Origin of the sequence: Mesorhizobium sp. M1182 (assembly GCF_040318335.1) — a bacterium.
Classification (GTDB): domain Bacteria; phylum Pseudomonadota; class Alphaproteobacteria; order Rhizobiales; family Rhizobiaceae; genus Mesorhizobium.
The window spans coordinates 70,365-92,030 of the sequence record NZ_JAMYMD010000006.1; the positions used below are offsets into that span (position 1 = coordinate 70,365).

Below are 21,666 nucleotides of genomic sequence, written 5' to 3' on the forward strand. Positions count from 1 at the left end.
CACTGCCGATCGTCGAATACAGCCCGGCTCCGCACCGGGCTTTTTCTTGGCTGCTACCGGTTCTGAAGCTACGATGCCGACCCGTCGTCTTGCTAACGGCGTCATCGTGGAGGTGCTGGTGCCCGACCCTGGTTCTGCTGCATTGCCGGCCGCCGATCTGACCGCAGCAGAGAAGGCGCCACGCAAGCGCAGCCAGGCGGTGGTGGTCGTGCACGGCATGGGCGAGCAGCGGCCCATGGACACGTTGAGGGAGTTTGTCCAGGCCGTATGGAGCCACGATCCGGCCCGTGCACCGTTCTATGCCCATGTCCCCGATCCGGCCGACCCGATGGGTGCCAAGATCAACCAGAGCTGGATCACGCCCGACAGCCGGACCAATTCGCACGAACTCCGCCGGATCACCACGCCCTATGATGTCGATGGCCGCCGCACCGATTTCTACGAGCTGTACTGGGCCGACATCACCCAGGGCACGACCCGAAGCCGCCTTGCTGCCTGGGTGACGACCCTGCTCTGGCGCAAGCCGGCCGATATTCCGCGCGATGTGCTCAAACTCTATGTCGTCACGCTTTTGGCCACCATCGTCGTCCTCGGCGCGGCGCTGGCGCTCGCAACGTCGACCTGGCAAGGCTACATCTCCTGGACGACCGGTGTGCTTGTCACGGTTCTGGCATCGTTCGTCATCTGGTCGGTGGACCAGTTTGGCTTGCCTCATTTCGGCGACGTCGCCGCCTATGTGCGGGCCGAAGCGGCAACGGTCGAGAAGCGGGCACTGGTCCGCGAGCGTGGCCTCAAGCTGCTGAAGCGTCTCATGATGGACGATGCCTATGACCGCATCGTGCTGGTCTCGCACAGCCTCGGGTCGATCATCGCCTATGATCTGTTGCAGATATTGTGGGCCGATTTCAGGCCTAGAAAGTTGGAAGCCATTCGCGACAAAGCGAGGCTGAAGGCGATCCACGCCGTCGACAAGGCGACGCTGGCCGCCGATGCCTCCGCGTGGCCCGACAGCCTCGATGACCTCCCCGCATTCCGGCGCAGCCAATGGGAGCTCTACCGGCAGCTTCGCGTCGGCGACGCCGATCATCCGCTGCCGTGGAAGATCAGCGATTTCGTCACGCTCGGCAGTCCGCTGACCCACAGCGAGTTTCTGGTGACTTACAACCTCGCCGAATTCAGGCGCGGCATCGCCGAGCGCCTGTTTTCGGCATGCCCGCCGATCGCCGACAGGGCGGCGGGCGGGACCATGCTCTACCAGGAAGGGCGCAGCCATTCCGGCAAGCCGCAGCGGGCGGTGCATCATGGCGCGGTGTTTGCCGCGACGCGCTGGACCAATATTTTCGACAGGGGCAATGGCTGGCTGACCGGCGACCCGATTTCAGGGCGGATGACGGAAAATTTTGGTCCCGGCGTGGAAAACATCCAGGTCGAGCTGCGCGGCTCGGGCGGCCGCGTCTTCACGCACAGGCTCTACTGGTCGCTGACGGCGAGCGGCGTCGAGGTCAACGCGCCGGCCGGCGTACAGCCGCGCTCGCACCTTGCCGTGCTGCGCGATGCGGTCGATCTCGGCCGCAAACTGGAAGCTGAGCTGTAGGCGGCGAGCAGCGCACGACAATGCCGCGGCGGCAGTTCAAAGCAAGGTCCCCTTCGGGCGTAATCTTTCCGAAGCGGACCGAGTTCGCTTAGTCACCGATCAACGATTGGTTAGGAAAATCGCTTCCTCGTCGTCGCGCTGCCTGCCGCCAAGTGCTGCAGCCGCGCTGGCAATGAAGGCCCCGACGACCAGCGACAGCGCGCCAATCAGCGAGAAGGTGGCGCCTGCCTTTCTGGCGGTGTCGGCCGCGTGCTGGGCCTTGACCTTGGCGTCCTGCGATCTGGCGATTACCGTATCGACGCGAGCGGTGGCATCCGCTTCGGACAGGCCTGTGCGGGCGGCCACCAGCCGCGACAGATAGGTCTTGTCGTCGGCCGATATTTCGCCTGCTGCGGCACTCGCGATTAGAATGCGCGATGCCTGCGCCGTTGCCGCAGCGTCGCTCTCCGGATTGGCGGCAGCGAGCCTTGCCGGATCGGCCGGGCGGAACAGCGTATCGACGAAATACGATGTGGCGTTGTCAGTCGAGGCGCTACCCGCGTTTGCAGCAGCACCTGCCGAAGCGCCCATTGCCGCGCCCGATGCCACAGTCGAAGCAGCCTGGACACCGGTACCTATCGCGGCCGAAAGCGCCGTGCCGAGCACGCCGGCGACGAGCAGCGTCGCCAGCGCCCAGGCCAGGAAGCCGTGAGCGGTATCGCGGAAGAAGACTTCATCGGTGTGGATGCCGACCCATTTGGTGCGCAGGCGTCCGGCGAGGTAGCCGCCCAGGGCCGACGACAGCCACTGCACGACGATCAGCCAGACGGCGGTGGAAACGGCGAAAGTGGTGACTGACGCACCCGAGCCTGACCATGGCGACACCATGCTCAGCCCAAGCCCGGAGCCGAGCAGCATCAAGATAAAGGTAAGCGTTGACGCAGCAAAGGCGCCGGCGACGATTGGCCCCCAGCTGACAGCAGTGGAAGCGGATTCCGTCGGGGCGGAAACGTCGACAGCTGTTACGGTGGACTGCATCGAAGCCTCCCTACCGTGCGAACAGCATGATCAGAATAATGATCGGAATTGGGACTCCGAGAAGCCAGAGCAAAATGCCACGTCCCATGGATGCCTCCTGCGGCGATTGTGATCAACTACAATGCCTTGAAAGCCTTTCCGTTCCGGCGGTCCTGGTGATCTTTGTTGCGTTGCAGCAGTCGTATTGGTGCGCCAAGGCGCACCAATACACTTCATGCCTGCTGGCTGGGTATCTGGATGGCGGCTCAGATGTCCAGATTGGCAACCGACAGCGCGTTTTCCTGGATGAATTCGCGCCTTGGCTCGACCTCGTCGCCCATCAGCCGTGAAAACAAGCTGTCCGCATCAGTCGCGTCATTGACCTTGACCTGTAACAGCGAGCGCACATTCGGGTCGAGCGTCGTTTCCCAGAGCTGCTCGGCGTTCATTTCGCCAAGGCCCTTGTAGCGCTGCATGGTCAGGCCCTTGCGGCCGGTGGCAAACACGGCATTGAGCAGTGCCAGCGGCCCCGAAATGGTTTCCGAGACATCCTTGCGGCGCAGCACCGGCGGCTCGCCGTAGATTTCCGCCAGGCGCGGCGCATAGCGGTCGAGCTGGCGTGCGTCGGCGGAATTGATCAATGCCAGGTCGAGATGCGCGAACTCCTTGACGCTGCGCACCGTTCGCTCGAAGACATAGCCGCCAATGCCCTCGTTCGAGGTCGACATGCGGCCGATCCAGCCGCGCTCGGTGTCCTCGGCGATAATGTCGAGACGACGGGCAACACGCTCGGCCGTTTCGTTGGCGCGGCGGAGGTCGGTGAAGATCTCCGGGTTGAGCGCGCCGGCAATCGCTGCCTGCTCGACCACGCCTCTGTTATAGCGCGTGTGCAATCCGTTGATGAGCTGGCGGACAGCCAAGGCGTCGTCGATGGCGCTGCGCAGGTCCTGTCCAGCCCGCACCTCGCCTGTGCTGAGCGCAAGCGACGCTTCTTCCAGCCCGGAGCCGATCAGGAATTCCTCGAAGGCGGCTTCGTCCTTGATGTATTGCGAGCTCTTCCCGCGCGTCACCTTGTAGAGCGGCGGCTGCGCGATGTAGAGATGCCCGCGTTCGATCAGTTCCGGCATCTGCCGGAAGAAGAAGGTCAGCAGCAAGGTGCGGATGTGGGCGCCGTCGACATCGGCGTCGGTCATCAGGATGATCTTGTGGTAGCGCAGCTTGTCGGCGTTGAACTCGTCCTTGCCGATCGAGGTGCCGAGCGCGGTGATCAGCGTGCCGATCATGTCGGAGCCGAGCATGCGGTCGAAGCGGGCGCGCTCGACATTGAGGATCTTGCCGCGCAGCGGAAGAATGGCCTGGTTCTGGCGCGAACGGCCGCCCTTGGCCGAGCCGCCGGCGCTGTCGCCCTCGACGATAAAGATCTCGGATTTCGCCGGATCGCGCTCCTGGCAATCGGCCAGCTTGCCGGGCAGCGAGGTGACGCCGAGCGAACTCTTGCGGGTGATGTCGCGTGCCTTGCGCGCGGCTTCGCGCGCGGCAGCGGCCTGGATGACCTTCTCGATGACCGCCTTGCCCTCGGTCGGGTGCTCCTCGAGCCAGGTGCCGAGCGCTTCGTTGACAAGCCCTTCGACCACCGGGCGGACCTCGGACGACACCAGCTTGTCCTTGGTCTGCGAGGAGAATTTCGGGTCGGGAACCTTGACCGACAGCACCGCGGTCAGCCCTTCGCGGCAATCATCGCCGATCAGCGCCACTTTTTCCTTCTTGGTCAGGCCCGAGGAGTCGCCATAGCCGGTTATCTGGCGCGTCAGCGCACCGCGGAAGCCTGCCAGATGCGTGCCGCCGTCGCGTTGCGGGATGTTGTTGGTGAAGGCCAGCACGTTCTCGTGGTAGCTGTCATTCCACCACATGGCGACTTCAACCGTGATGCCGTCGCGCTCGGCGCGGATCGAGATCGGCTTGTCGAGCAACGGCTTCTTCGTCCGGTCGAGATATCGGACGAACTCTTCCAGCCCGCCATCGTAGTGCAGTTCATGGCGCATGATGTCGGCATGGCGGGCATCGGTCAAAACGATGCGCACGCCGGAGTTCAGGAAGGCGAGCTCGCGCAGCCGATGCTCCAGCGTACCGTAGTCGAATTCGACCATGGTGAAAGTCTCGGACGACGGCAAAAACGTGATTTCGCTGCCGCTGCGCCCTTCATAGGTGCCGGGGACCTTGTCTTGTTCATAACTGCCGGTGATGCGCAGCGGCGCGTCGGCATTGCCATGCGTGAAACTCATCTCGTAGATCTGGCCGTTGCGGCGGATCTTCAGTTTCAGCCAGGCCGACAGGGCGTTGACGACCGACACGCCGACGCCGTGCAGGCCGCCTGAGACCTTGTAGGAGTTCTGGTCGAACTTGCCGCCGGCATGCAGCTGCGTCATGATCACTTCGGCCGCTGAAATGCCTTCGCCGGTGTGGATATCGGTCGGAATGCCGCGGCCATTGTCGATGACCGTCACCGATCCGTCCGGATTGAGCGTCACCGTCACCAGGTCGGCATGGCCGGCCAGTGCTTCGTCGATGGCGTTGTCGACCACCTCATAGACCATGTGGTGCAGGCCCGAGCCGTCGTCGGTATCGCCGATATACATGCCCGGCCGCTTGCGAACGGCATCCAAGCCCTTCAAAACCTTGATGGAATCGGCGCCGTATTCGGCTTCAACGCCGTTGGCGATGTCGGTCTGGTCGCTCATGAAAACCTGTCTGATTGATGCCGTGTGCAGAGCGCGAAAAATCGGCTTCGAATCGCGCATTTCTAATGTCGTAGATATAGGCGCAAAAGGCGGTTTTTCCAAGGTTTGCAGGCATTTCGGAACGGAATGACCATCGCGTGAGCCGGCTATCGGCGCCTGGCTTCGATCCTGGCCAGCCGCTCACGTAAAAACTTGATCATGAACTTGTGGCGCGGTGCCAACCGCCCGCTCCGGGCGAGCTCGAGCGTCATGTCGAGCGCCTTGGAAAGCACAGCCTTCGGGTCCTTTGCGACTTGGGCGTAGTCGATATAGGCGACCACCAGGTCGCGCTGCCAGGTGGCGTTGTCCGGATCGGACCGGGCAAGTTTCTCGCGAATGGCCAGGCTGTCCTGAAGGGCTTGCCGGGCGCCCCTGACGTCGCGCTGCCTGAGGCGCAGCGTGGCGACTTCGGACAGCGTTATCGACAAGTCCCGCTGCCAGTCGGAATTGGCGGGATCGAGCTTGGCCAGCCTCTGCGCAATCGCGTAGCTGTCCAGATAGGCTTTCAGCGCGCCTTTGTGGTCGCCCTGTATCGCCAGGATGCCGGCGACTTTCTCGATGCACACGGACAGGTCGCGCTGCCATTCGGTGTTGTTCGGGTCGCCGGCGGCGAGCACGCTGGCCTGCGAAAGTGCCTCACGATAAGCCGAAAGTGCCGCCGGCCAATTCTGCTGGTCGCTGAGCGCATTGCCGATCTTGGCGTTGCCGACCGACAGGTCGCGCTTCAACTCGGTGTCGTCCGGATCGCGTTTCGCCAGTTGCTTGACGATCGCCAGACCTTCCTTGTAGGCCGCCAGCGCCCCGGCGGCGTCGCCGCGTTCGCGCAGCAGGTCGCCTATCGTATCGTGGCTGACCGAGACGTCACGCTGCCGGTCGGCGTCTCCCGGTTTGTCCGCCGCCAGCGCCAGCCGCACCTTCAGGCTCTCTTCATAGGCCGCCTGTGCGTTGTCCAGTTGGCCTGCGATATGGGCAAGGTGACCGATCTCATCGTAGGTGATGGTCAGGTCGCGCTGCAGTTCGGCACGGTCCGGCTCTCCGGCGGCGAGCTGTTTCTTGATCGACAGGCTTTCCTGGTAGACCTCTGCGGCGCCGGCCAGATCGCCTTGCGTCGCCAATACGTTGCCGATCTTGTCGTCGGCCATGGCGAGGTCGCCGAACCACTCCAGATTGTCCGGTTCTGCCTCGGTCAGGCCCTGCAGAATGGTCTTGGCGGTCTCATAATTCTGCAGCGCTGACGGCAGATTGCCTTGCGCCATCCGCACGTTGCCGAGCTTGACGTGGCTGACGGCGAAGTCGCGCTTCACGTTGAGATCGGTTTCATGATGCGACCGCCGCTCGAGATCGGCTTGCAGCGCCTCGAAGGCACGGCCAGCCGCATCGATATTGCCGACCGTGGTATACAGCTTGCCGAGCTCGTCCAGCGTGCGGATCAAGCGGTCGGCGTCGTCGAGCGACAGCACCACCTGTCCGGCTTCGTCATAAAGCGCGAGCACGGACTCATAGTCCTTGATGGCTGTGGCGTAGTCGAGGTCGGCGCGCGCCGCCCCGCCGGACAAATAGCGCGTTGCGGCCTCGGAGAGCGTGCGGCTGACGAAATTGGCCTTCAAAGCGTTGCGAGAGACACTGTCGATCTCGGCTGCCTCGGCGAGCTTTTTCCGAGCCGCATCGAACGCTCCCAGCGAAAGCTGCTCTTCGGCCTGCCGGCGCAACGCCGACACTCTGAGATCGTCGGATCCAAGCGTCTGCATTTCGCTCCGCACCTTGACGAAGGCGTCGGCTGCCTCACGCAGCCTGGCGTTCAGACTGTCCGCGGAGAGGTGGCCGGCATCGGAACTGATCAACGCGCCATAGAGCGGTGCCAGCGGCATGTCGGCGTCGCTGGCGATCTTCTCCACTTCGCCGCGCATCTGAGGCGTCACCTCGGCCATGGCCAGCAACAGGCGTTCGCGTTCCGGCAATTTCTCCTTGGCCGAGGCGGCAAAGAACAGCTGCGGCAGGCCGCTCTCGACATAGGGCAATTGCTTACCGCGCGAGAGGTCGTAGACCTCCTGCTGCACGAGCGTCAGCACGGAGCGGATCTCGAGACCTTCGGTGCCGAGATATTTCGTCAACGCCGCGGTGAACGGCGAATTCTGGCCGGTCCCATCCGCGGCGGTCTCGCCGGGCGCCGCCGAGAAAGCAAACAGAATGTTTTCTGCCCGCCCGATGCGGCCAAGACCCGGCCGGACCTTGTCGCTGACCTCTTTTACCAGCGCCGTTGCGCCGCGGCCTTCGCCGCCCGTAGCCGCAAACGGATCGCTGCGGCAGGCATCGAGCACGATCAGTCCGACCTTGCTGGTGGCGGCGACGGTCGCGCGGATCTCCTCCAGCGGCAGGCTGGTCCTTTCCAGCGTAGCGAGCGACGACGCGTCTGCATCGACCGGCAGGAGCCGATTCTCGCCGGCTATCTCGACGCCGTGGCCGGAGAAGAACACCAGTGCCACGTCGGCGCCTTTGGCATCCTCGCGGAAATCGTCAAGCGCCCGGCGCATGCGCCGCAGGTCGCGGTTGGTTTCGAGGAAGACCTCGAAACCGAGCTTCCTCAGCACCGTTTCCATGATCTCGCCGTCATTGACGGGATTGGCGAGCGGCCGGATCAGCCGGTAGTCGTTCTCGGCGATGACCAGCGCAGCGCGCCGCTCCGCCATTGCAGCGGAGGCCGTCGAGAGGATCAGCAGCAAGGCAAACAGAAAACGCAAATCGAACCGCCCCGGCCCGGTCATTTGCCGGAGCATTCCATCTCTTTATGGCATGAGCAAGTTATGGCATCGGCCAGTTCGGCCGTTCGCGTTGTTAGCTGGCGCGCATCGGCCTCAGCGCTTCGCTCCAGCGGAACAGCTCGTCCAGCATGGTCCTGGCCCCGCCGAGCACCTGCTCGCTGGGCAGGAAGGCGCCGGTCTCGTCGAGCAGCTTCTGGTACATCGGCAGCGCCACGCCTTCCGGAATCGGCATGACACCGACGGCGGTCAGCAACGGTTTGACCGCCTGCGCCGCTCGCAAACCGCCGGAGACACCGCCGTAGCTGAGGATGGCGGCCGGCTTGTATCGCCATTCCCTGAGCAGGTAGTCGACCGCGTTGACGATCGCGGGAGCGGTGAAATAATTGTACTCCGGCGCCACGAAGACGAATGCGTCGGCGGCGTCGATTGCCTTCGACCACGCTTTCGTGTGGCTGTTTTCGTATTTGGCGAGCCTCGGATGATGCGGCTCGTCCAGCACCGGCAAATTGAAGGCGGCGATGTCGGTGAGCACCGGCTCGAATTTCCCGTGCTCGCGCGCAAAGCTCTCCAGCCAATTTGCGAAAACCGGCCCGGCGCGGCCCGGCCGCGTGCTGCCGATGATGACGTTCAACTGGTGCTTCAAGGCAGGCTCCCGCCGGTTAGTGGCATCTGTGGTGCTGCCACCTAAGACACGCAGCCCGACACAGCAAGCAGGCACTTTCCGGTGCCCCGGTCACATTCCAGAGAGCGGATGCTTCGCCTTGTCGTCCAGTCACATGGACGCCTGCCTTGCCCGCCACTACATTGAGGTGTCAGCGGAGCAAGCCATGGACAGTCAGCCCGTCCCCTTCGTCCCGCCGGCGCCGAAGCCGCGCACCGCGCCGCCTTCAACGCTGGAGATGATCCGCATCGTCTACCGCAATCCGCTCGAACTGTGGGGTGAGGCGACCTACAACGAGCCCTGGATTTCGGTGAACGGCGTCGGGGGACCGCTGGTCATCGCCAACGATCCCGGCCTCATCCGCCATGTGCTTGTCGACAACGCCAAGAACTACAAGATGGCCACGGTGCGCCAGTTGATCCTGCGGCCGATCTTGCGCGACGGGCTGCTGACCGCCGAGGGCGAAGTGTGGCGGCGTTCGCGCAAGGCGATGGCGCCGGTGTTCACGCCGCGCCACATCTTCGGCTTCGCCGAGCCGATGCTGACACGCACGCTCGAATTCGTCACCCGTTACGAGCAAGGTGGCACGTCGGATATCGCCCACGACATGACGCTGCTCACCTTCGATATCCTGGCCGAGACGCTGTTTTCGGGCGAGATATCGGGCGAGCCCGGTAGCTTCGCCAAGGAGATCGATCGCCTGTTCGAGACGATGGGCCGGGTCGATCCGCTCGACCTTTTGCGTGCGCCCGACTGGCTGCCGCGCCTGACCCGCATCCGCGGCCGCAAGACCATGGCCTACTTCCGCAAGATCGTCACCGACACGGTGCAGATGCGCGAGGCGCGGCTGAGGCGCGCTCCGGACACCGTGCCGCAGGATTTTCTCACGCTGCTGTTGAAGGCTGAGGGACCGGGCGGGCTGACCCGGGCCGAGGTCGAGGACAACATCATCACCTTCATCGGTGCCGGCCACGAGACTACGGCCAGGGCGCTCGGCTGGACGCTCTACTGCCTTGCCGAAGCGCCGTGGGAGCGCGAAAAGATCGAGCACGAGATCGATGCGGTGTTGGCGCGTGAGCCCGACCCGACGAAATGGCTCGACGCCATGCCGCTCACCCGCGCCGCCTTCGACGAGGCGCTCAGGCTCTATCCGCCGGCGCCATCGATCAACCGCGAACCGATCGAGCCCGAAACCTGGAACGGCCTCTACATACCGCGACGTGCCGCGGTGCTGGTGATGCCGTGGGTCGTCCACCGCCATCGCAAGCTGTGGGACAGGCCCGACGCCTTCATGCCGGAACGCTTCCATCCGGGAAACCGCGAGAAGATCGACCGTTTCCAGTATTTGCCGTTCGGCGCCGGGCCTCGCGTCTGCATCGGCGCCAGCTTTGCCATGCAGGAGGCAATCATCGCGTTGGCGATCATGCTGTCGCGCTATCGTTTCGATACCACCGCGCAAACCCGCCCCTGGCCGGTGCAGAAGCTGACGACGCAGCCGCAAGGCGGGCTGCCTATGCAGGTTACCAGGCGCGCGGCGTAGGCAACCCGACGTCCGTTCGTGTTATGCGGCGGTCTTGCGTTGGAACTGGCCGGCGGCGCGGTAGCGCCAGAGATAGCTGGGCAGGATGGTTCCGATCGACCGCGGCTGGATACCGAGGCCGGCGAGCGTCCTGTTGTCCTTGACGGCGGCATCCGACACCACATTGTGCTGGCGCAACAGCAGGACCTGGTCCTTGGTCAACAACGGATTGGGCAGCAGCCCGAGAATTGATGCCTGGAAGTTCGCCAGCCACCATGGCACGGGCAGCAAAAACCGCTTGCGTTCGATGATGACAAGCAGCTCTTGCATGCATTCCTTGAAGCTAAGCACCTGCGGCCCGCCGAGTTCATAGATCCGGCCGCCCTGGACCTTGCCGTCGACCGAGTGTGCCACCGCTTCGGCGACGTCGCCGACATAGACCGGCTGGAATTTCGTCTGCCCGCCGCCGATCAGCGGCAGCACTGGGGAAAAGCGAGCCATGTTTGCAAAGCGGTTGAAGAAACCGTCCTCCGGCCCGAAATTGATCGATGGCCGAAAGATCACGGCGTCCTGGACCGTCTCAAGAACGGCCTTTTCGCCGAGCGCCTTGGTACGCGCGTAGTCCGATTGCGCGTGGAGATCCGCACCCAGAGCCGAGATATGGGTGAGGCCGGCGCCGACGGCGCGCGCCGCTTCAGCGACAGCCCGCGCGCCGAACTCGTGGACGGCAGTGAATTTCTGCCGGCCGGCCTCATGCGCGATCGCCACCAGATTGACGACATGGTCCGCGCCTTGCACGGCGCGGTCGACCGACCAGCGCACCCGGACATTGGCTTGCACCGGCTGGATCTGCCCGACATTGCCGAGCGGCTGCAGGTGGCCGGCGAGATCGGGCCGGCGGCAGGCGACCCGGATGCGGTAGCCGCGCTTGGCCAGCGCCCGCACGACATGACGACCGACAAAGCCGGAGCCGCCGAACACGACGACGAGCTTTGGGGTCTGCAGGATTTCGGTCATGGCTGGCTCCGGCGGCTATCCAGATGGCTTGGTTGAAGCCGTTTCATAGTCGGTTTCGCGCCAAAGGCAAAGGGCGACCATCGGTCGCCCGGCATTGTTGAAGCATGATTTCCAGTATCCGTTGGAAACGGCAGAAAACCCGCCGACGCCGGGCTTTAGGGTAACTCCATTCGGGACAGGAACCTTTGTTCCGGCCGGCGATTTTAGGATGTATGATTTGATTCCGAATGGAGGATATTGCCGATGACGACAAAACGCGTTGCGATCTTCGCTCTGGCTTTCGCAACAGGCTGCAGCATTGGTGCCTCGGCATTCGCGGCAAACCGGCATCACCACCAAGCTCAACCCGAACGCTACGTTCCGGCCAACGGCAACATCATCGACATTCTGTTCGGTGGCCCGCGCTACTATGACAACCACCTGTTCACGACGGCCGCCGAACCCTGCTCCTACAACAGGGTAGGGCCGGACGCGAATGCGGCGAACGTCATCAACGATCATTATTGCGGGAAGTAGGCTCGCGCTGCCGGATCGGCAGGCGTTCTCAGCCGCTCATCGGACAAACGAATTTCTTCAGGACGAATAGCGGGCGGCGAATTCGGAAATGCGCTGCACCACGGCTTTCGGCGCGCTTATGCCGCGCGCGGCCGCCTTCTCCGCGGCCTCGGCCCGGGCACGCCCCGGCACATGCACGCCATAGCGCCGCCGCAGCCGGTCGAGTTGATCCTTCATCCGCTTTTCGAAGTCCGGATCGAGCAGCTTGGGCTCGACGGCAAGCACGAACAGGCCGGTCCCCGGACTGTCCGGCCCGCCGCTGAACCATGGCGCATCGAGCGACCAGTTGGCGCCCGACAGGCCCGCAGCCAGCACCTCGACCATCAGCGCGATGTTGGCGCCGCGCTGGCCGCCGAAGGCAAGCATGGCGCCCTTCATTGCAGCTGCCGGGTCCGTGGTCGGATTGCCGCTCGCATCCAGTGCCCAGCCTTCGGGTATCTTCTTGCCGTCCTCGGCCGCCTTGCGGATGTTGACGAAGGCGGTGGCGCTCGACGATTGGTCGATGACCAGCGCCGCCCCGTCCGCGGCGGGTGCCGCAAAGGACATCGGGTTGGTGCAGTAGACCGGCTTGACCGAGCCCGAGCCGGCAAGCACGGCCGGGCCGTTGGTGGCGGCGAACGACACCAATCCCTGCGCGGCCAGCCTTCCGGTGAAATAGCCGAGCGCGCCGCACGTATAGGCATTCTTCTGCGAAAAAATCGCGACGCCGAACAGCCGCGCCGCCTTGGCGAGTTCATCGATCGTGCGGTCGAAACCGGTATGCGCCAGTCCGCCGCGCGCATCGGAGAGATAGACCGCGAGCGCCGGCCTGGTGATCACCGGATCGGCGTTGCCGTCGATGCGGCCGGCTTCCAGCGCTTCGAGATAATCGATGAAGTGCGACAGCCCAACGGTCGACAGTCCTTCCGCCTCGGCCGCGACGATCGAGGCAGCCAGCGACTGCGCCGCCTCTTCGTTGGCGCCAGCGCCAAGTGCGGCCATCCGGCACAGCCCTGTCGCCTGGTCGAGACTGAGTTGCATCGTAGCTGCCCTGAAATTTCAGCGAGTAGCGAATAGGGAGTAGCGAGTAGGGAAATCAGCAAAACTATTCGCTATTCACTACTCCCTATTCGCTAACCGATCTTGTTCGGAATCCGCGCCTCGATCTTGCCCAGGGTGAAGACGAGAATGCCGGTGATCGCCATATAGATCAACGCCAGGAGCAGCAAGGGTTCATAGGTGAGGTAGGTATCCTGACGCACCTTTGAAGAGACGGCGAATATGTCGATCACGCTGATGGTCGCCACCAGCGGCGTCGATTTCAGCTGCAGCACGATTTCGCCCGTCAGTGTCGGCAGCGCGCGGTAGAAGGCCTGCGGCAGCCAGATTCGCCGGAAAATCCTCCAGCGGCTCATGCCGAAGGCGCGGGCGGCTTCCAATTGGCCTTTCGGTACGCCGGCAAAAGCGCCTCGCATCACCTCGCCCTCATAGCCGGCGAAGGACAGCGTCAGCCCGAGCACGCCATAGGGCCATGCCTGCCTCAGATAGGGCCACATCCAGGACTCGCGAATCCATGGATATTGTGGAAACAGCGAGCCCAGCCCGTAATAGAGCAACCAGAGCTGCAGCAGCAGCGGCGTTCCCCTGATGACCGTGCAGAAGGCCTTGGCGGGCGCCGCGAACCAGAAAGAGCCTGCGGCTTGTGCCAGTCCGAGCGGCATGGCGAGCAGGAAGCCCAGCGTGCAGGTGACGGCAAGAATCCACAGCGCGCGCCAGATGCCGAGCAGTCCCATCCCGTAATATTTCGGCAGCCAGTCCCAGCGCATGAAGACGGCCGCCGCCAAAACCAGCCCCAGCGCGATCAGGATCAGCGCGATACGATGCGGCTTCAGCCACAGCGAAGCGCGTGCGGCTATCTCGACGGCCGCTTCGCCAGTCATCGCCGGGCCAGCCATCACCGGGCCTCCTTGAGCGACGGCATGCCGCGGCGGGCCCATGTCTCGATGCGGCCGATGATCAGATTCGAAACCAGCGTCAACAGAAGGTAGATCGCCCCGGCGGCGATAAAGAATGTCAGATAGGCTTTGGTCACGCCGGCCGCCTGCCGTGTCGCCAATGTCAGCTCGAAAAAGCCGACGACCGCCAGCAGGGCTGTGTCCTTGGTGGCGATCAGCCAGAGATTGGCAAGGCCGGGTATGGCGAACGGCAGCATCGCCGGCAGCGTGATGCGCCGCAGCAGCAGGCCGGGAGACATGCCATAGGCGCGCGCGGCTTCGATCTGGCCCTGCGGAATGGCGAGGATCGCGCCGCGGATCACCTCGGTCGAATAGGCGCCCTGGACGAAGCCGAGCACGGCAATGCCGGCCGCCAGCCCGCTAATGTCCATACGCTGATAGCCCGTTGCCGTCAGCATCTGATTGATCAGGTCGGTGCCGGCGTAATAGAGCAGAAGGATCAGCACCAGCTCCGGCACGGCGCGCACGACGGTCGTATAGACTGCCAGGAGATCGCGCACCACCGGACCACCATACAGCTTGCCGGAGGCGCCGCCGATGCCGATCAAAAGGCCGAGACAGGTGGCGCCGACCGCAATCTCGATCGTATGGAGCAGCCCGACGATGAGCGTTCCACCCCAGCCCGGCGGCACGGGCGAGAGAAGCGCGATGGCAGAGGCGGCCCAAGCCGGAACAAATGCGTCGATCAGCGTCGCCCTCGAATTGCTGGCGCTAAAACCGCCGGCGATTTCCGCCCGCGGAAGCTCGCGTCGATGGATTTCGACCAACCACGCGGCTCTATCGGGGCCGCGTGGTTAATCGCTCATGGATGAGGCCGTCAGTTCGACTGCGTGTCGGAGCCGTAAATATCAAAGTCGAAGTACTTCTTCGAAATCTCGTCATATTTGCCGTTGGCGCGGATGGCCTTGATACCGGCGTTGATCTTTTCCTTCAACTCGGTGTCTTCCTTGCGGACGCCGGCGCCGACGCCGGGCCCGAGAATGGCCAGATCCGGCGCGACCATGCCTTTCAGATCGCAGCATTGCTTGCCCTGGTCCGATTTCAGGAAGGCGTCGAGGGCGATGGAATCGGCCTGCACCGCGTCGACCCGGCCGGCGGCAAGATCCTGGTTGGCCTCGTCCTGGGTCTGGTATTCCTTGATTTCCGCCGCGTCGGCGAAGTGCTTCTTGGCGTAGTCGGCGTGTACGGTCGAGACCTGGACGCCGATGATCTTGCCCTTGAGGTCCTCCGGTGTCGAGCCGAACTTCTGGTCCTTCGGCCCGATGATCGCAGTCGGGGTGTTGTAATATTTGTCGGAGAAGTCGATCGTCTTCTTGCGTTCGTCGGTGATCGACATCGAGCTGGCGATGACGTCGATCTTCTTGGTCGTCAACGCCGGGATGATGCCGTCCCAGGCGACCGGCGTGATGACGCAGTCGAGCTTCTCTTCGGCGCAGACAGCGTCGATGAATTCGATTTCCCAACCGACCCATTTGCCGGAAGCATCCGGCGAGGTGAACGGCGGATAGGGCTCGGCAGCGACACCGATCTTGACCGGATCGGCCTTGGCCACGCCCATGGCGGCAACGCCAACCAGCAGCGCTGCGGCAAAGGTCTTGAGAATAATCTTCATCGTCATGACTCCCAGTTTTGTTGTTGTTCCCGGTTTTCGTCCGCCCACAGTTTAACTGATGTTGCGGATGAACTGCTTCAGCCTTTCGGATTTTGGTGCGCCGAAGATCTGTTCCGGCGGCCCTTCTTCCTCGACCAGCCCGTTATGGAGGTAAACGACGTGCGTCGCGACCTCGCGGGCAAACTTCATCTCATGGGTGACCAGCACCATGGTGCGGCCTTCGCGCGCCAGGTCGCCGATCACCTTCAGCACCTCGCCGACGAGTTCCGGGTCGAGCGCCGAAGTCGGCTCATCGAACAGCATGACGCGCGGATTGATGGCCAGCGCCCTGGCGATCGCGGCGCGCTGCTGTTGGCCGCCCGACAGATAGGCAGGATAGACGTCGCGTTTTTCGGCCAAGCCAACGCGGGCGAGCAATTTTTCCGCCTCGCCGATCGCCACATCGCGCTTGACGCCGAGCACATGCACGGGAACCTCGATGACGTTCTCGATCAACGTCATGTGGCTCCACAGATTGAAGTTCTGGAAGACCATGCCAAGCTTGGAGCGGATGCGTTCGATCTGCTTGCGGTCTGCGGGCACGGTGTGGCCGTAGCTGTCGGCCTTCAGCTTTATCTCTTCGCCATTGACCCGGATAATGCCGCTGGTCGGGTTCTCCAGGCAGTTGATGCAGCGCAGCAGCGTCGATTTGCCCGAGCCGCTGCCGCCAATGATGGCGATCACCTCGCCATCGCGCGCCGACAGCGAAACGCCCTTCAATACATGCAGCTTGCCGAAATTCTTGTGCAGGTTCTCGACGTGGATGGCTTCGGCAGCGCCGTTCTGCGCCGTATGCTTCAGGGCAGTGGCCGGCGCTGTCATCGTCGCGGTGCCCCGCGGAGCAGCCGAGGCAGTCCTTGCTGGAATTTTTTACCCATTACCCGTCACTGGACAGCGTTCCGATTCTCAAGATGGACCGTTCCGCTTGTCTCCGTCAACCGCAGTTTTTTGGACCATTGATCACCGCCTGCCGAGTGGCTATTGGCAGGAGGGGCGCGTTTCAGGAGAATTTAGTGGGCAAAGCATACGGGTCGCAGTCGATGGCCGGGACGCTGCAGCGCGTGCTGATGCGCTCCGCTGCCGGCGCCATGCGTCGGGCCGAAGCGCTGGAGTGGCACTATGGCCCCGGCTTCAATCCGCAAAAAGCGGCGGTCCAGCATGATGCGCTGGCCAGGCTGATTTCGGCCTCAGGCGCCGAAATCGAGTGGCTGAGTGACGCCGACGACGGGCTTGCCGATTCGGTTTTTACCCACGATCCCTCGCTGATGACCGATCATGGCGCGGTCATCCTTGCCATGGGCAAGGCGCTGCGCCGGCCCGAGCCCAGCCTCCACGAGGCAGCCTATGGGCGCATGGGCATCCCCGTCCTCGGCCGAATCGAGGCTCCCGGCCAGGTCGAGGGCGGCGACTGTGTGTGGGTGGATGCAAACACGCTGGCCATCGGCCGCGGCGTGCGCACCAATCAGCACGGCATCCAGCAGCTCTCCAACCTGCTTTCACCCAAGGGCATCCAGGTCTATGGCTTCGACCTGCCGCTCTGGCAGGGCGAGGAGGCCTGCCTGCACCTGATGTCGGTGATCAGCCCGCTCGCAGACGATCTGGCGCTGGTCTATGCGCCCCTCCTGCCGGTCGCCTTCCACCAGATGCTGCGCGAACGCGCCATTCGGCTGGTCGAGGGCGACGCCGACGAATTCTTCGCCTCGAATGGGCTCAGCCTCAACGTGCTGCCGACCGCGCCGCGCCAGGTTATCGCCGTTGCCGGTTTTCCGAAGACGGCGGCTGCCATGCAAGCCGCCGGCTGTACGGTCTCGACATTCGAGGCCGATGCGCTGTGCATTGCCTGCGAGGGCGGCCCTACCTGCCTCACGCGCCCGGTGTTAAGACAATGACGACCATCGGCGAAGCGCTCATCACCTTGCTCGAAGCGCACGGCGTCGACACCGTCTTCGGCATTCCCGGCGTACACACGGTCGAGCTCTATCGCGGGCTTGCGCGATCGAAGATCCGTCACGTCACGCCGCGCCACGAGCAGGGCGCCGGCTTCATGGCTGACGGCTATGCGCGCGCCAGCGGCAGGCCGGGTATCGCCTTCGTCATCACCGGGCCGGGGCTGACCAACACCATCACCGCCATGGGTCAGGCGCGCGCCGATTCGGTGCCGATGCTGGTGATCTCGGGCGTCAACGCCACGCCGACGCTGGGCAAAGGCCTTGGCCATCTGCATGAACTGCCGGACCAGCGCGGCATGATGGAGAAGGTGGCGCTGTTTTCGCACCGTGTCACCGAGGCCGGCGAACTGCCCGGCGTGCTCGCCCGCGCCTTTGCGCTGTTCTCATCCTCGCGTCCGGGTCCCGTGCATATTGAGATCCCGACCGATGTCATGACCATGCCGGCCAACGGCATCGTGCCGCTGCTGCGGAATTCAGCGCCGCCCGAGCCGGATGTAGCGGCGATTGCCGAGGCGGCAAGGCTATGCGCGTCTGCCCGCCGGCCGCTTATCCTTGCCGGCGGCGGCGCCAAAGCTGCCGAAGCGCCGTTGCAGCGCCTGGCCGAGAGGTTGGGAGCGCCGGTCGTCCAGACTGCCAATGCGCGCGGCCTGCTCTATCGCCATCCGCTTGGCGTGCCGGCCAGCCCCAGCCTGAAGGCGGTGCGTGCGCTGATGGCCGGCGCCGACCTGGTCATTGCCGCTGGCACCGAATTCGGTCCGACCGACTATGATGGCTATGGCAACGGCGGTTTTGTCCTGCCTGCCAATCTGATCCGCATCGACATCGGCGCCGACCAGCTTGCCCGCCGGCCGGCTCGGATTTCGATCCAGGCCGATTGCGGTGCAGCGCTCGAGGCGCTGCGTGCCGAACTCGGCACGGGCCAGGCGCAATCGGTCGACGGCGCCGCTCGCGCCGCCGCGACGCGGCAAGCGGCCTTTGCCGAGATCGGCCCGGCTATGCAGGCGCAATTGCGCGCCGTCGAGACGATCCGCGATGCGCTGCCTGGCGCGATCATCGTCGGCGATTCGACCCAGCCGGTCTACGCCGCTAACCTCTATTACGATCACGACCGGCCGGGCGGCTGGTTCAACGCCGCCACCGGCTTCGGCGCGCTTGGCTATGGCCCGCCGGCGGCGATCGGTGCCGTCCTTGCCAGGCCTGAGGCGCCGGTCGTTTGCCTCACCGGCGACGGCGGCTTCCAGTTCACCCTGCCGGAACTGGGCGCCGCGCTCGACGCGGCGGCGCCGGTGATCTTCGCCGTCTGGAACAATCGTGGCTACCGCGAGATCGAAACCTCGATGCTCGACGTCGGCGTCGAGCCGGTCGGCGTCTCCCCGGCACCGCCGGATTTCTGCAAATTGGCCGAAGCGTACGGCATTGCCGCCGAGCGGATTTCCGGCACCGGCGGCTTGGCGGACGCGCTTGGGCGCGCGCGGGCGACTGGACGACCTTACGTCATCGAGATTTCGGTTGAGTGATCGCGCGAAAGGCGCGACCTTCCGCATCGGCGGCGCGCAATGACGGAGCGGTCGAATATGACGGAAACACTGGACGGCAGACATATCGTGGTGACCGGCGGCACCGGTGCCCTTGGCGGCGCGGTCGTAGGAAAACTGCTGGAGCAGGGCGCGATCTGCCATGTGCCCAATGCCCACGCTGCCGCGCCTGCGCATTTTCCCTTTCCGGCGCATGACCGCGTCAGGCTGGCGCACAATGTCGACCTTGCCGACCCTGCCAAGGTCGACGCCTTCTATGCCAGCGTTCCAGATTTATGGGCATCGGTGCATCTTGCCGGCGGCTTCACCGCGGCGCCGGTCGAGAAGATCGAACCCGCCTCCTTCGCCGAGATGATGGACACCAATGCCCGCACCACCTTTCTGTGCTGCCGCGCCGCGATACGCTCGATGCTGGGATCTTCCGTGCCGGGCCGCATCGTCAATGTCACCGCGCGAGCCGGGCTCGATCCGCGGCGCGGCTCCGGCAAGGTGGCCTACGCCGCCGCCAAGGCGGCAGTCGCCGCGATGACCGTGGCGATGGCCGAAGAGCTGAAGGGCAACGGCATTCTGGTCAATGCCGTGGCGCCCTCGACGCTCGACACGCCGGCCAACCGGGCTGACATGCCGAACGCAGATTTCAGCAGATGGGTCAGCCTTGAAGCGGCCGCCGAGGCCATTGCCTACCTTGCCTCGCCGGCCAACATGGCGATCAGCGGCACGCTGGTGCCACTCTACGGCCGGGCCTGAGCCTGCGGTCCGTCGCAAGCAAAGGTCACAAGCAAAAGCCCCGCCGGATCGTTCCGGCGGGGCTATTTGTTTCGTTTATAACCCGCGCGAGGCGCGGTATTGGCTTAGCTGCCCTGCTTCTTCAGCGCGGCACCCAAAATATCGCCCAGCGAAGCGCCGGAATCGGTTGAGCCGTACTGAGCGACCGCTTCCTTCTCTTCGGCGATTTCCAGCGCCTTGATCGAAACCTGCAGCTTGCGGGTCTTCTTGTCGAAGGCGATGACGCGGGCGTCGACTTTCTGGCCGACGGTGAAGCGCTCGGGGCGCTGCTCGTCGCGGTCACGGCTGAGGTCGGAGCGCTTGATGAAGGTCTCGATGCCGCTGTCGACCAGCCGCACTTCCAGACCGCCATCCTTCACGCCGATAACCTCGCAGGTGACGACTGCGTTCTTGCGCAGTTCGCCTGACGTCGCTGCTTCGCCGACCGTGTCCTTGGCCAGCTGCTTGATGCCGAGCGAGATGCGCTCCTTGTCGATGTCGACGTCGAGCACCTGCGCCTTGACCATGTCACCGCGATTGTACTCTTCGATCACCTGCTCGCCCGGACGGGTCCAGTCGAGGTCGGAAAGGTGGACCATGCCGTCGACGTCGCCTTCGAGGCCGATGAACAGGCCGAACTCGGTCTTGTTCTTGACCTCGCCCTCGACCTGGCTGCCGACCGGATGGCTGCGCGCGAAGGCCTCCCACGGGTTCTCCAGCGTCTGCTTGAGGCCGAGCGAGATGCGGCGCTTGGCCGGATCGACTTCGAGCACCACCACGTCGACTTCCTGCGTCGTCGACAGGATCTTGCCGGGATGCACGTTCTTCTTGGTCCACGACATTTCCGAAACGTGGATGAGGCCTTCGATGCCCGGCTCCAGCTCGACGAATGCGCCGTAGTCGGTGATGTTGGTGACGGTACCCTTGATCTTCTTGCCGATCGGGAACTTGGTGCCGATCTCGGACCACGGATCGCTCTCGAGCTGCTTCATGCCGAGCGAGATGCGGTGGGTTTCCTGGTTAATGCGGATGATCTGCACCTTGACCGTCTGGCCGATATTGAGGATTTCGGTCGGATGGTTGACGCGGCGCCATGCCATGTCGGTGACGTGCAGCAGGCCGTCGATGCCGCCGAGGTCGACGAACGCACCATAGTCGGTGATGTTCTTGACGACGCCTTCGACCACCTGGCCTTCTTCGAGATTCTGCACGATTTCCGAACGCTGTTCGGCGCGGCTTTCCTCAAGCACGGTGCGGCGCGACACCACGATGTTGCCGCGGCGGCGATCCATCTTGAGGATCTCGAAGGGCTGCGGGTTGTGCATCAGCGGCGAGACGTCGCGGATCGGACGAATATCGACCTGGCTGCGCGGCAGGAAGGCCACGGCACCGTCGAGGTCGACGGTGAAGCCGCCCTTGACCTGGTTGAAGATGACGCCTTCGACGCGTTCGCCCTTGGTAAATTTCTCCTCGAGACGGACCCAGCTCTCTTCGCGGCGGGCCTTTTCACGCGACAGCATGGCTTCGCCAAGCGCGTTCTCGATACGCTCGACATAGACCTCGACCGTGTCGCCGACCTTGAGCGTCGTGTCCTTGCCCTTGACGCCGAATTCCTTCAGCGGCACGCGGCCTTCGACCTTGAGGCCAACGTCGATGATGGCCATGTCCTTTTCAATGGCAGTGATGATGCCCTTGACGACCTGGCCTTCGCCGGAATGGCCGGCGGAAAATGATTCTTCGAGCAGGCTCGCGAAATCATCGCGAGTGGGATTTGCAACTGACATAGTTTCTCCTGGAATGCCCCGCAATCTGTCGCGGGGCGGGCGCCGTGGGTTAGCGTTGCGTTGGCCTGCCGGCGTTCCGGGCAAAAAGCCCTTGGCCGCCCTTGAGCGGC

General features: G+C 64.0%; 17 protein-coding genes. 6 read left to right on the forward strand and 11 right to left on the reverse strand.

Annotation, left to right across the window (positions count from 1 at the left end; genetic code table 11):
* Positions 1-73 precede the first annotated feature (73 nt).
* Entirely contained in the window at positions 74-1,594 is a 1,521-nt protein-coding gene (locus NKH33_RS10120; protein WP_352919241.1) for a hypothetical protein, read from the forward strand.
* 99 nt (positions 1,595-1,693) lie between these two features.
* On the opposite strand, the gene NKH33_RS10125 is transcribed toward NKH33_RS10120, so the two are convergent.
* From NKH33_RS10125 to NKH33_RS10140, 4 genes are all read right to left on the reverse strand, one after another.
* Positions 1,694-2,611, reverse strand: coding sequence for a hypothetical protein (locus tag NKH33_RS10125; protein ID WP_352919244.1), 918 nt, complete (start codon positions 2,609-2,611; stop codon positions 1,694-1,696).
* A gap of 245 nt (positions 2,612-2,856) precedes the next feature.
* Entirely contained in the window at positions 2,857-5,328 is a 2,472-nt protein-coding gene (gyrB, locus tag NKH33_RS10130) for a DNA topoisomerase (ATP-hydrolyzing) subunit B (protein WP_352578576.1), read from the reverse strand.
* Between the two features lie 146 nt (positions 5,329-5,474).
* Complete coding sequence (locus NKH33_RS10135) at positions 5,475-8,141, reverse strand: caspase family protein (protein WP_352919247.1); 2,667 nt, start codon at positions 8,139-8,141, stop codon at positions 5,475-5,477.
* Between the two features lie 58 nt (positions 8,142-8,199).
* On the reverse strand, positions 8,200-8,769 hold the full coding sequence (locus tag NKH33_RS10140) for an NADPH-dependent FMN reductase (RefSeq protein ID WP_352469892.1): 570 nt from the start codon (positions 8,767-8,769) through the stop codon (positions 8,200-8,202).
* 184 nt (positions 8,770-8,953) lie between these two features.
* On the opposite strand from NKH33_RS10140, the gene NKH33_RS10145 reads away from it, so the two are divergent.
* The gene (locus NKH33_RS10145; protein ID WP_352919249.1) at positions 8,954-10,327 is read left to right on the forward strand and encodes a cytochrome P450; all 1,374 of its coding nucleotides are present in this window, start codon (positions 8,954-8,956) and stop codon (positions 10,325-10,327) included.
* Between the two features lie 21 nt (positions 10,328-10,348).
* Here NKH33_RS10145 and NKH33_RS10150 read toward each other — a convergent pair whose 3' ends face one another.
* A complete protein-coding gene (locus NKH33_RS10150) occupies positions 10,349-11,323 on the reverse strand; it encodes a complex I NDUFA9 subunit family protein (protein ID WP_352767290.1) in 975 nt (324 codons plus the stop codon).
* Between the two features lie 243 nt (positions 11,324-11,566).
* Between NKH33_RS10150 and NKH33_RS10155 the strand changes: the two genes are divergently transcribed.
* Positions 11,567-11,839: a hypothetical protein gene (locus tag NKH33_RS10155; protein WP_352454720.1), complete on the forward strand. Its 273-nt coding sequence runs from the start codon at positions 11,567-11,569 to the stop codon at positions 11,837-11,839.
* Positions 11,840-11,896: 57 nt separating this feature from the next.
* Here NKH33_RS10155 and NKH33_RS10160 read toward each other — a convergent pair whose 3' ends face one another.
* From NKH33_RS10160 to NKH33_RS10180, 5 genes are all read right to left on the reverse strand, one after another.
* Positions 11,897-12,898 carry an Ldh family oxidoreductase gene (locus tag NKH33_RS10160; RefSeq protein WP_352540382.1) on the reverse strand — a complete coding sequence of 334 codons (1,002 nt, stop codon included), beginning with the start codon at positions 12,896-12,898 and terminating at the stop codon, positions 11,897-11,899.
* Between the two features lie 92 nt (positions 12,899-12,990).
* Positions 12,991-13,797 carry an ABC transporter permease gene (locus NKH33_RS10165; protein ID WP_352470176.1) on the reverse strand — a complete coding sequence of 269 codons (807 nt, stop codon included), beginning with the start codon at positions 13,795-13,797 and terminating at the stop codon, positions 12,991-12,993.
* A 14-nt stretch (positions 13,798-13,811) separates the two neighbouring features.
* Positions 13,812-14,477, reverse strand: a complete 666-nt coding sequence (locus tag NKH33_RS10170; protein ID WP_352470177.1) for an ABC transporter permease — start codon at positions 14,475-14,477, stop codon at positions 13,812-13,814.
* Positions 14,478-14,689: 212 nt separating this feature from the next.
* Positions 14,690-15,484, reverse strand: a complete 795-nt coding sequence (locus NKH33_RS10175) for a transporter substrate-binding domain-containing protein (RefSeq protein ID WP_352469896.1) — start codon at positions 15,482-15,484, stop codon at positions 14,690-14,692.
* 51 nt (positions 15,485-15,535) lie between these two features.
* On the reverse strand, positions 15,536-16,345 hold the full coding sequence (locus tag NKH33_RS10180; RefSeq protein WP_023676274.1) for an ABC transporter ATP-binding protein: 810 nt from the start codon (positions 16,343-16,345) through the stop codon (positions 15,536-15,538).
* Positions 16,346-16,563: 218 nt separating this feature from the next.
* Here NKH33_RS10180 and NKH33_RS10185 point away from each other — a divergent pair, with 218 nt between their 5' ends.
* From NKH33_RS10185 to NKH33_RS10195, 3 genes are read left to right on the forward strand one after another with little or no spacing between them, the layout of a single operon-like run.
* A complete protein-coding gene (locus NKH33_RS10185) occupies positions 16,564-17,412 on the forward strand; it encodes a dimethylarginine dimethylaminohydrolase family protein (protein ID WP_352681569.1) in 849 nt (282 codons plus the stop codon).
* Positions 17,409-18,989, forward strand: coding sequence for a 5-guanidino-2-oxopentanoate decarboxylase (locus NKH33_RS10190; RefSeq protein ID WP_352540385.1), 1,581 nt, complete (start codon positions 17,409-17,411; stop codon positions 18,987-18,989). Before NKH33_RS10185 ends, NKH33_RS10190 begins: the two co-directional genes overlap by 4 nt.
* 57 nt (positions 18,990-19,046) lie before the next feature.
* The gene (locus NKH33_RS10195; RefSeq protein WP_352625129.1) at positions 19,047-19,754 is read left to right on the forward strand and encodes an SDR family NAD(P)-dependent oxidoreductase; all 708 of its coding nucleotides are present in this window, start codon (positions 19,047-19,049) and stop codon (positions 19,752-19,754) included.
* Between the two features lie 104 nt (positions 19,755-19,858).
* On the opposite strand, the gene rpsA is transcribed toward NKH33_RS10195, so the two are convergent.
* Positions 19,859-21,556 carry a 30S ribosomal protein S1 gene (rpsA, locus tag NKH33_RS10200; protein ID WP_023676278.1) on the reverse strand — a complete coding sequence of 566 codons (1,698 nt, stop codon included), beginning with the start codon at positions 21,554-21,556 and terminating at the stop codon, positions 19,859-19,861.
* Positions 21,557-21,666 lie beyond the last annotated feature (110 nt).